Below are 9,113 nucleotides of genomic sequence, written 5' to 3' on the forward strand. Positions count from 1 at the left end.
CCTGATCACCCCCGAACCCCCCGCGCTTTCGTGCGTGAAATGAACCCCTCCCCGGGCACTTTCGTGTGTGAAACGGCAGGCGAGCCCTGCCCGCGTGCGTTTCACGCACGACAGCGAGCGACACGCCGTCCGTTTCGCGCACGAAAGCGAGCGACACGCCGTCCGTTTCGCGAACGAAAGCGGCGGCTGCCCCGGACTCAGCGCTCGACGCGGGCGCTGAGGTCGTGCACGAGGCGCTCGGCGAGGGCCGCCGAGGACTGCGGGTTCTGCCCGGTGTACAGGGCGCCGTCCGCCACGACGTGCGACTGCATGGGGAAGCGCGCCTTCTCGTACTGCACGCCGCCGTGCTTGAGCTGGGCCTCGAGGGTCCACTTCGCCTTGCGGGCGAACGGGTTCAGCTTCTCCTCGAGGTCGGAGAACGCGGTCATGCGGCGGCCCTCGGCCACGATCGTGCCGTCGGCGCGCTTGGCCGCGAACACGGCGGCCGGGGCGTGGCACAGCAGGGCCAGCGGGGCCTCGTCCAGCAGACGGCGGGCGATCAGCGCGCCGGACACCGGGTCGTAGGCCAGGTCCTCCATGGGGCCGTGGCCGCCGGGGTAGAACACGAGGTCGTAGGCGGAGTCGTCCACGTCGGCGAGCACCAGGGGGCGCTCCAGCGCGGGGCGCAGCCGGTCCAGGGCGGCCCTCAGCTGCTCGCGCTTGGCCGGGGACCCGGCCATCATCCCGAGGCTCAGCCGGTCCACGGTGGGCACGCGGCCGCCCGGCGTCGCGATGTCCACGTGCCAGCCGGCCTCGGTGAACGTCTGGTGCGGCACCACGAGCTCCTCGGCCCAGAAGCCGGTGGGGTGCACGGTGCCGTCCTTGAGCGTCCACTGGTCGGCGGCGCTGACGACGAACAGGACCTTGGTCATGGGGCCTCCTTGCGGCACGTCCGCGGGCGGCGTTCGCCGCCCGTCCGTCCGCCAGTCTTCCCGGCACGCGGGGGTCTTGGCCAGGACGCGCGTCCTGACGCGGGCGGACGCATCGGCAGGACCCCGAGCCGTCGCGTGCCATCCTGGGCCGGTGCCTGCCTCCTCCTCCCCCGCCCTCACGCCCGCGCCGCGCTCCGGGGCGACGACGGCGCTGCTGTTCCTGCTGGCGCTCGTCGCCGGCCTGGCCATGCCGGTCCAGGGGCGGGTGAACTCGGCGCTGTCCCTGGCGGTCGGCTCGCCGGCGCTCGCTGCGTGTGCGTCCTTCGCCACGGGCCTGGCCGTCCTGGTCCTCGCCACGCTCCTGCTGCCCTCCGGCCGACGGGGCGCCGCACGGATCCCCGCTGCCGTGCGGAACGGCGACGTGCGCTGGTGGCAGCTGCTCGCCGGCACCATCGGCGCGGCGTTCGTGCTGACGCAGGCGTGGACGATCCCGTTGATCGGCGTGGCGGTGTTCACGGTGGCCGTCGTGACCGGGCAGATGCTCGGCGGGATGCTCTGGGACCGGCTCGGGTGGACACCCGCGGGCGTGCAGCGGATCAGCCGGCGCCGCCTCTTCGGGGCGCTCCTGGCGTTCTGCGCGGTCACCGCGGTGGTGTGGCCGCGGCTGCAGGAGTCGGGATCCCCGGGGGCCTGGCTGGCGCTGGCGGTGCTGCCGCTGGCGGCGGGCGTGGCCACGAGCGGCCAGCAGGCGATGAACGGCCACCAGACGGCGCACTTCGGCACCCCGCTGCCCCCGACGCTGGTGAACTTCGCGGCCGGGACGGCGGTGCTCGCCGCGGCCACGGCCGTCGCGGCGGGCACGGGCGCCGGCATGGGGCCGCTCCCCGCGGCGTGGTGGATGTACCTCGGCGGGCCGTTGGGCACCGTGTTCGTGGGGCTGGGCGCCTTCCTCATCCCCCGGGTGGGCGCGTTCCTCACCACCCTCGGCATGGTCGCCGGCCAGCTCGTCGGCTCCCTGCTGCTCGACGTCGTGGCCCCCGCCCCCGGTGCGCAGGTCACCTGGCTGACGGTGGTCGGCACACTCGGGGCGCTCGCGGCCATGGTCGTGGCGTCCTCGCCGCAGGTCCCCGCGGGGCTCCGCGCGTCCCGGCGCCGCGCCCGCCGGGGGTGAGCGGGCGGCGTCGTCGCCCCCGGCCTGGGCAAAAGGCCGTAGTCTAGAGGAAGACTTCACCCGCTCCCTGCGCGCGCCCCTGGGCCCGCCGCGGGCGGGACACGCGGCACGCCCTCGATCCGAGCGCGTGCCCACCCCTCTGTCCGACTGACGAAAGCACGCTGACTTGACTCGTTCCTCCCGCAACTCCTCCTCCCGCCGCCGCGGCGGCGGCCAGTCCCGCCGCTCCCGGTCCTCCGGCGCCCCCGGCCAGCTCGCGAAGGGCGGTCTGCGCATCACCCCGCTCGGCGGCCTCGGCGAGATCGGCCGCAACATGACCGTCTTCGAGCACCAGGGCAAGCTCCTGATCGTGGACTGCGGCGTGCTCTTCCCGGAGGACCACCAGCCCGGCATCGACGTGATCCTGCCGGACTTCACCTCCATCCGTGACCGCCTGCAGGACGTCGTCGGCGTCGTGCTGACCCACGGCCACGAGGACCACATCGGCGGCGTCCCGTACCTCCTCAAGGAGCGCCCGGACATCCCCCTGATCGGCTCGGAGCTGACGCTGGCCTTCATCGAGGCCAAGCTCAAGGAGCACAAGATCGTCCCCAAGACCCACATGGTGGTCGCAGAGGACAAGCGCCACATGGGCCCGTTCGAGCTCGAGTTCGTGGCCGTGAACCACTCCATCCCGGACGCGCTCGCCGTGGCGATCCGCACGGAGGCCGGCCTGATCCTGCACACCGGCGACTTCAAGATGGACCAGTTCCCGCTGGACCGCCGCATCACCGACCTGCGCCACTTCGCCCGCCTGGGCGAGGAGGGTGTGGACGTGTTCCTCACGGACTCCACCAACGCGGAGGTCCCGGGCTTCACCATCTCCGAGCGCGAGCTGACCCCCGCCATCGACCACGTGTTCCGCACGGCGCCGAAGCGGATCATCGTCTCCTCGTTCGCCTCGCACGTGCACCGCATCCAGCAGGTGCTCGACGCCGCCCACGCCTCCGGCCGCAAGGTCGCCTTCGTGGGGCGCTCGATGGTGCGCAACATGGGCATCGCCGGCGACCTGGGCTACCTCAAGATCCCCAAGGGCCTCGTGGTGGACTTCAAGAAGCTGCAGGACATGCCGGACGAGAAGATCGCCCTGATCTCCACCGGCTCCCAGGGCGAGCCGATGGCCGCGCTGGGCCGCATGGCCAACCAGACGCACCAGATCAAGCTGAACAAGGGGGACACCGTCCTCCTGGCCTCCTCCGTGGTGCCGGGCAACGAGACCTCCATCACCGGCATCATCAACAAGTTCACGGACATGGGCGTGAACGTGGTGCACAAGGGCAACGCGAAGGTGCACGTCTCCGGCCACGCCTCCGCCGGCGAGCTGGTGTACTGCTACAACATCGTGCAGCCCCGCAACGTGATGCCCGTGCACGGCGAGGCCGCGCACCTGCACGCCAACGCGGAGCTGGCCAAGAAGACCGGCCTCCCGGAGGACCGCGTGTTCATCACCAAGGACGGCGACGTCCTGGACCTGGTGGACGGCAGGGTCTCCGTGGCGGGCAAGGTCGAGGCCGGCCTCGTCTACGTGGACGGCGACACGATCGGCAAGGTCACCGAGGGCACCCTCGAGGAGCGCCGCACCATGCAGGAGGCCGGCGTCGTCACGGTCGTGGCGATCGTCGACCCGGACACCAACCAGCTGGCCGAGCCGCTCGAGTTCATGACCAAGGGCTTCATCCAGGACGCGTCCGTGTTCAAGGGCGCCGCGGAGAAGGTGAAGTCCGCCCTGTCCCGCTCGAACGTCCAGGACATCGACGACATCGAGAAGCTCGAGCGCGTGATCGGCGACGCCGTCACCCGTCACCTGGAGCGCGCCTACCGCCGCGCGCCGCTGGTGACCGTGGTGGTCGTGGACGCCTGAGCCGACCCCGCCCTCGACGTCTTCGGGGAGCTGACGACGACGCCCCCGCACCCTCCTCGTGGAGGCTGCGGGGGCGTCGTCGTGCCGGGGCCGGCGTCAGATCACGGGTAGAGGCCGCGGATCTCGTGGGCCTCCTTGACGCGCTTCACGGCGGTCACGGTGGCGGCCTCGCGAAGGCTCACGCCGTGCTTCTGGCTGGCGGCCAGGACGCCGTCCCACGCGGTGCGCATGCGCGCGGCGAGGCGGTCGTTGACCTCCTGGAGCGTCCAGCGGTAGGCCTGGTTGGCCTGCGCCCACTCGAAGTAGGAGACGATCACGCCGCCCGCGTTGGCCAGGATGTCCGGGGCCACGAGCACGCCGTTCTCGTTGAGGATGGCGTCGGCCTCACCGGTGGTCGGGCCGTTGGCGCCCTCCACCACGATCTTCGCCTTGACGTCGCCGGCGTTGTCCTTGGTGAGCACGCCCTCGACAGCGGCGGGCACCAGGACGTCGACCTCCATGGTGAGCAGCTCGGCGGGGTCCATGGGCTCGGTGCCGGGGCAGTCGACCACGGAGCCGGTCTCGGCTACGTGGGCGGCGAGGGCGGCGTAGTCGATGCCCTCCTCGCGGCGGACGGCGCCGTACTGGTCGGACACGGCCAGGACCTTCACGCCGGCGTCGGCGAGGAACTCCACCGTGCCGGCGCCGACCTTGCCGAAGCCCTGCACGGACGCGGTGGCCTGGGCGGGCTCGATGCCCTTGTGTTTGAGCGCGGCGAGCGCGATGTGGACGACGCCGCGGGAGGTGGCCTCGGCGCGGCCCAGGGAGCCGCCCAAGGAGACGGGCTTGCCGGTGACGACGCCCTGCACGGTGTAGCCCATGGCCACGGAGAACGTGTCCATCATCCAGGCCATGGTCTTCTCGTCCGTGCCCACGTCCGGGGCCGGGATGTCCTTCTCCGGGCCGATGATCGGCAGGATCTCGGTGGTGTAGCGCCGGGTCACACGCTCCAGCTCGGCCTGCGAGTACGTGCGCGGGTCGATGGCCACGCCGCCCTTGGCGCCGCCGTAGGGCACGTCCACGAGGGCACACTTCCAGGTCATCCACATGGCCAGAGCGCGCACCTCGTCGAGGTCCACGGAGGGGCTGAAGCGGACGCCGCCCTTGGCGGGGCCGCGGGAGAAGTTGTGCTGCACGCGGTAGCCGTGGAACACCTCGACCTCGCCGGAGTCACGCCGCAGCGGGATGCTGACGGAGAGCTCGCGGCGCGGGTTGGCGAGCAGCTGGTGGGTGCCCTCGTCGTAGCCGAGGGTCTCAACGGCCCTCTCGAGCTGGGCCAGGGCATTGGCCAGCGGGGACGATGCGGAGGTCATCGAAAAAGGTCTTCCTTCGTGGACGGAATGAGCGGGTGGGCTCACCGGGTCGGATCCCGCGGACGCCGGGAGGGGTCTGCGGAGGCCGGCCTGGTCGAGGGCGCGCCGAGGCCACGGAGGCGGCCACGACGTTGTGTGCCAGGGTTCGACGCTAGGCCCCTGCGCCCCCGGCAGACCAGGGCGGCGGCCTCGACACCCCCGGAGTGAAGACGAACCGTCAGCCGCGGCGCCTCTCCGTGGACGAATTGTTCAACAAGATGCGGACGCGCCGCGGCGGACCGCCCCGGTGAGGCCCGGCTTCCCGGCCGCGCCCGGCCCTTCACCGGGCGCTGGCTCGGGGAGAACAGCCCCGCGGATCGCGTGCCCTCGCACGGCAGCGCGCGCTACGCTCACGCCCATGCCTGCCGCGCAGCTCCCCGCCGACCTCCTCCTCGAGCACGGCGCGGTGCGCCTGCGCCCCCTCACCCTCGACGACGCCCCGCGGCTCCGCGCGCTCGTCGACGCCGGGTCATGGGCGGGGATGAGCTCGCCCCTGCCCACGTCGGACGAGGCCATGGCCGCCCACCTCGCCCAGCTCATGGCCCGCGAGGACCTCACCGCGTTCGCCGTCGAACGGGACGGGGAGTTCGTGGGCCGCACCGCGTACTACGAGCACGTGCCCGGGGTGCGCGTGGACGTGGGGCACACGATCTACGCGCGCGAGGTCTGGGGCACGGAGGTGAACCCGGCGTGCAAGCTGCTCCTGCTCCGCCACGCGTTCGAGGCGCTCGGCGTGGAGCGGGTGGGGCTGCGGTGCGACCACCGCAACACCCGCTCCCACCGGGCGATCCTGCGCCTCGGCGCGACCTTCGAGGGCACGCTGCGCGCCTTCCGGCCCGCCGCGGACGGCACCGTCGCGGACGTCGACTACTTCAGCGTGCTCGCCGCCGAGTGGCCCGCGGTGCGCGGGGGACTCGAGGCGCGGCTGGCCGGCTCGTCGCCTGCGGACTGAGCTGAGAGCGCCGTCCGCCCGCGCGGCGCCGTCAGCGCACCACCTCGTCGGCGTCCCCGGTGAGGCCGAGCGTCTCGGCCACGTAGTCCACGTCCTTGTCGCCGCGGCCGGAGAGGTTGACGAGGATCCGCTGGTCCGTGCCGAGCCCGGGAGCCATGCGGATCGCGCGGGCCACGGCGTGCGCGGACTCGAGCGCGGGGATGATGCCCTCCAGCTTGGTGAGGCGCTGGAAGGCCTCGAGCACCGCGGCGTCGTCCTCAGCGACGTACTCCACGCGGCCCAGCTGCGCCAGGCGTGCGTGCTGCGGCCCGACGCCCGGGTAGTCCAGGCCCGAGGCGATCGAGTGCACCGGGTCCGGCACGCCCTGCTCGTCCTGCAGGACCTTCGTGGCCATGCCGTGCAGGACGCCGTCCACGCCCTGCGCCATCGACATCGCGTGCTCGCCCTTCGTGGCCGAACGACCGCCGGGCTCGACGCCGATCAGCCGCACGTCGGCGTCGTCGAGGAACGCGGTGAACGCGCCCATCGCGTTGGATCCGCCGCCCACCGCCGCGACGACGGCGCTCGGCAGCGCGCCGTAGCGCTCCAGGAACTGGGCGCGCGCCTCGCGCCCGACCACGGCCTGGAAGTCCCGCACGATCGTGGGGAACGGATGCGGGCCCACCACGGAGCCGATCGCGAAGAGATAGTGCGCCGGGTCGGAGGCGTACACGTCGAACGCGGAGTCCACGGCCTCCTTGAGCGAGCGGCCCTCCCGGTCCACGGAGACCACCGTGGCGCCGAGCAGGCGCATGCGCACCACGTTGGGGTGCTGCTTGGCCACGTCGATCGATCCCATGTGGATCTCGCAGTCCAGGCCGACCATCGCGGCCGCCGTCGCCAGGGCCACGCCGTGCTGTCCCGCGCCGGTCTCGGCGATCAGGCTGCGCTTGCCCATGCGCTTGGCCAGCAGCGCCTCACCGATGGTGTGGTTGATCTTGTGGGCGCCCGTGTGGTTCAGGTCCTCGCGCTTGAGGACGATCCGGGCGCCGCCCAGCTCGTCGGAGAGCCTGTGCAGCGGGGTCAGCGGGGACGGACGCCCGACGACGTCGCGCAGCAGGCGGCGGTACTCGGCGTAGAACTCGGGGTCGTGGCGGGCCTCCTCGTAGGCCTCCGCGACCTCGGCCATGGGGCCGGCGAGCTCCGGCGGCAGGACGGCGCCGCCGTAGGTGCCGAACATGCCGTCGGCGCCGGCCGTGAGGTCCGGGGTGTGCACGAGGTCCGTGGCCTCGGCGAGCGTGCGAGGCTCGGGGCGGGCGGCGTCGGGGGCCCGGAGGGCGTTGTCCTCGGGATTGCGGTGGGTCATGGCGGTCTCCTTCAGGGTGGGGTCAGGCGGGAGCCTGGCCGTCCCGGGCCGCTCGTGGGACGAGCCGCCCGGATTCCGGACGGCTCGTTCGTGGTGTGCGCACGACGTGGAGACCGCCCTCAGGCGGTCCACCACTGCTGCGCACGGATCTGCATGGGGACGAGGGTACTCCTGTCGCAGGGCGGCGGGTGTCGCTGTGACGCCCCGCCGCCGCGCTCATCACACCGCGTCCTCCCCCGGCCCTGCGCCCTCGGCCAGGAGGGTCAGGGCCTGCGCCGCGTCCACGGGCAGCTCCGGCCGGGCCTGCAGGATGCGGCGGGTCAACTCCGCCCCCTGGGGCACGGGTGCGCCGAGCGGGGTGAGGCTGCGCACCCAGCGGGCGGCGTCGCCGGCGTGGCGGAACCCCGCCTTGCGCAGGGGCAGGCGGGGATCGTGCGGGCCGGGGGCGGGCGCCCAGGCTCCTCCGACCCGGGACCGGCTCAGACCAGCCCCTTCTGCCGCAGCCAGTCCGCCGCCACCTGACGCGGCTGGCGCTTGGCCTCGCCCGCGTTGGCGGCGTTCATGGCCAGCAGGTCGTCCGTGGTCAGCTGCGCCTGGACGGCCTCCACGGCCTCGCGGATGCGGTCCGTCACCTTGTCCTTGGCCATCAGGGGGACCACGTTCTGCGCTGTGATCATGCCCTTCGGGTCCTCCAGGGTGACGAAGCCGTTGTCCTTGATGGCCGGCGTCGTGGAGAAGATGTTGGCCAGGTCCACGTCCCCGTCCACGAGGGCGCGCACGGTGAGGGGGCCGCCGCCGTCGCTGATGGGGGTGAACTCGAGCTTGTCCTGGGGCACCCCGTAGACCTCCTGCAGGCCGGCGAGGCCGGCTCCGTAGTCGCGCTGGGCGAGCTCGGGCAGGCCGCCCACGCGGAGGGTGCCGGGGTGGGCGGCGAGGTCGGCGAGGGAGGTGATCCCGTTCTCCTCCGAGAACGCCTTGGTGACGTTGTAGGAGTCCTTGTCCTCGGCCTGGGCCACGGCGAGGGTCGTCAGGTGGTCCGGGAGGGCCGCCTTCAGCGCGGCCTCCACGTCGGCCGACGACGTCGCGGTGGCCTCCTTGTCGACGTAGCCCAGGAGGTTGCCGGTGTACTCGGCGATCAGATCGATCGAGCCGTCCTTGAGCGCGTCGAGGTAGACCTCGCGGGCGCCGATCTGCATGCGGCGCTCCACCTGCAGGCCCTTGGCCTCGAGGACCTGGGCGTACAGCTCGCCGAGGATCTCCGACTCCGCGAAGTTCGCGGAGCCCACCGTGACGGCGCCGCCGGCGTCGGTGCCGCCGGAGCCCGGCGCGGGGCTCGACGACCCCTCGGCCAGGGGGTCGCCGCCGCAGGCCGCCAGCAGCGGGGACGCGGCCAGCAGGCCGAGGACGGCGCGGCGCGGCGCGCGACGGCTCAGGGCGGAGGAG

7 protein-coding genes are annotated in these 9,113 nt (G+C 73.0%); 3 read left to right on the forward strand and 4 right to left on the reverse strand.

Features of this window, described 5'->3' with window-relative positions; translation table 11 throughout:
• Positions 1 to 197: 197 nt before the first annotated feature.
• The gene (locus tag MHY29_RS09610) at positions 198 to 911 is read right to left on the reverse strand and encodes a type 1 glutamine amidotransferase domain-containing protein (RefSeq protein ID WP_239240665.1); all 714 of its coding nucleotides are present in this window, start codon (positions 909 to 911) and stop codon (positions 198 to 200) included.
• Positions 912 to 1,062: 151 nt separating this feature from the next.
• Here MHY29_RS09610 and MHY29_RS09615 point away from each other — a divergent pair, with 151 nt between their 5' ends.
• Complete coding sequence (locus tag MHY29_RS09615) at positions 1,063 to 2,082, forward strand: DMT family transporter (RefSeq protein WP_239240667.1); 1,020 nt, start codon at positions 1,063 to 1,065, stop codon at positions 2,080 to 2,082.
• Positions 2,083 to 2,395: 313 nt separating this feature from the next.
• Positions 2,396 to 3,982, forward strand: a complete 1,587-nt coding sequence (locus tag MHY29_RS09620) for a ribonuclease J (RefSeq protein WP_239240679.1) — start codon at positions 2,396 to 2,398, stop codon at positions 3,980 to 3,982.
• Positions 3,983 to 4,083: 101 nt separating this feature from the next.
• Here MHY29_RS09620 and MHY29_RS09625 read toward each other — a convergent pair whose 3' ends face one another.
• Complete coding sequence (locus tag MHY29_RS09625) at positions 4,084 to 5,334, reverse strand: Glu/Leu/Phe/Val dehydrogenase (RefSeq protein ID WP_239240670.1); 1,251 nt, start codon at positions 5,332 to 5,334, stop codon at positions 4,084 to 4,086.
• Positions 5,335 to 5,731: 397 nt separating this feature from the next.
• Here MHY29_RS09625 and MHY29_RS09630 point away from each other — a divergent pair, with 397 nt between their 5' ends.
• Entirely contained in the window at positions 5,732 to 6,325 is a 594-nt protein-coding gene (locus MHY29_RS09630; protein ID WP_239240673.1) for a GNAT family N-acetyltransferase, read from the forward strand.
• Between the two features lie 31 nt (positions 6,326 to 6,356).
• Here the strand turns inward: MHY29_RS09630 and trpB are convergent, their stop codons facing one another.
• Together trpB and MHY29_RS09640 are read right to left on the reverse strand one after the other, a co-directional pair.
• Entirely contained in the window at positions 6,357 to 7,670 is a 1,314-nt protein-coding gene (gene trpB / locus MHY29_RS09635; RefSeq protein ID WP_239240676.1) for a tryptophan synthase subunit beta, read from the reverse strand.
• A gap of 479 nt (positions 7,671 to 8,149) precedes the next feature.
• Positions 8,150 to 9,113, reverse strand: a 964-nt coding sequence (locus tag MHY29_RS09640; RefSeq protein WP_370643505.1) for an ABC transporter substrate-binding protein, incomplete at its 5' end; no start/stop codon positions are given.

Source organism: Micrococcus sp. ACRRV (assembly GCF_022346985.1).
Taxonomy (GTDB): Bacteria; Actinomycetota; Actinomycetes; order Actinomycetales; family Micrococcaceae; genus Micrococcus; species Micrococcus porci.

Excerpts from the sequence above, each read along its gene's own strand:
- MHY29_RS09610 (WP_239240665.1), bottom strand. The coding sequence starts at position 911 with ATGACCAAGGTCCTGTTCGTCGTCAGCGCCGCCGACCAGTGGACGCTC.
- MHY29_RS09620 (WP_239240679.1), top strand. The coding sequence starts at position 2,396 with ATGACCGTCTTCGAGCACCAGGGCAAGCTCCTGATCGTGGACTGCGGC.
- MHY29_RS09625 (WP_239240670.1), bottom strand. The coding sequence starts at position 5,334 with ATGACCTCCGCATCGTCCCCGCTGGCCAATGCCCTGGCCCAGCTCGAG.
- MHY29_RS09630 (WP_239240673.1), top strand. The coding sequence starts at position 5,732 with ATGCCTGCCGCGCAGCTCCCCGCCGACCTCCTCCTCGAGCACGGCGCG.
- trpB (WP_239240676.1), bottom strand. The coding sequence starts at position 7,670 with ATGACCCACCGCAATCCCGAGGACAACGCCCTCCGGGCCCCCGACGCC.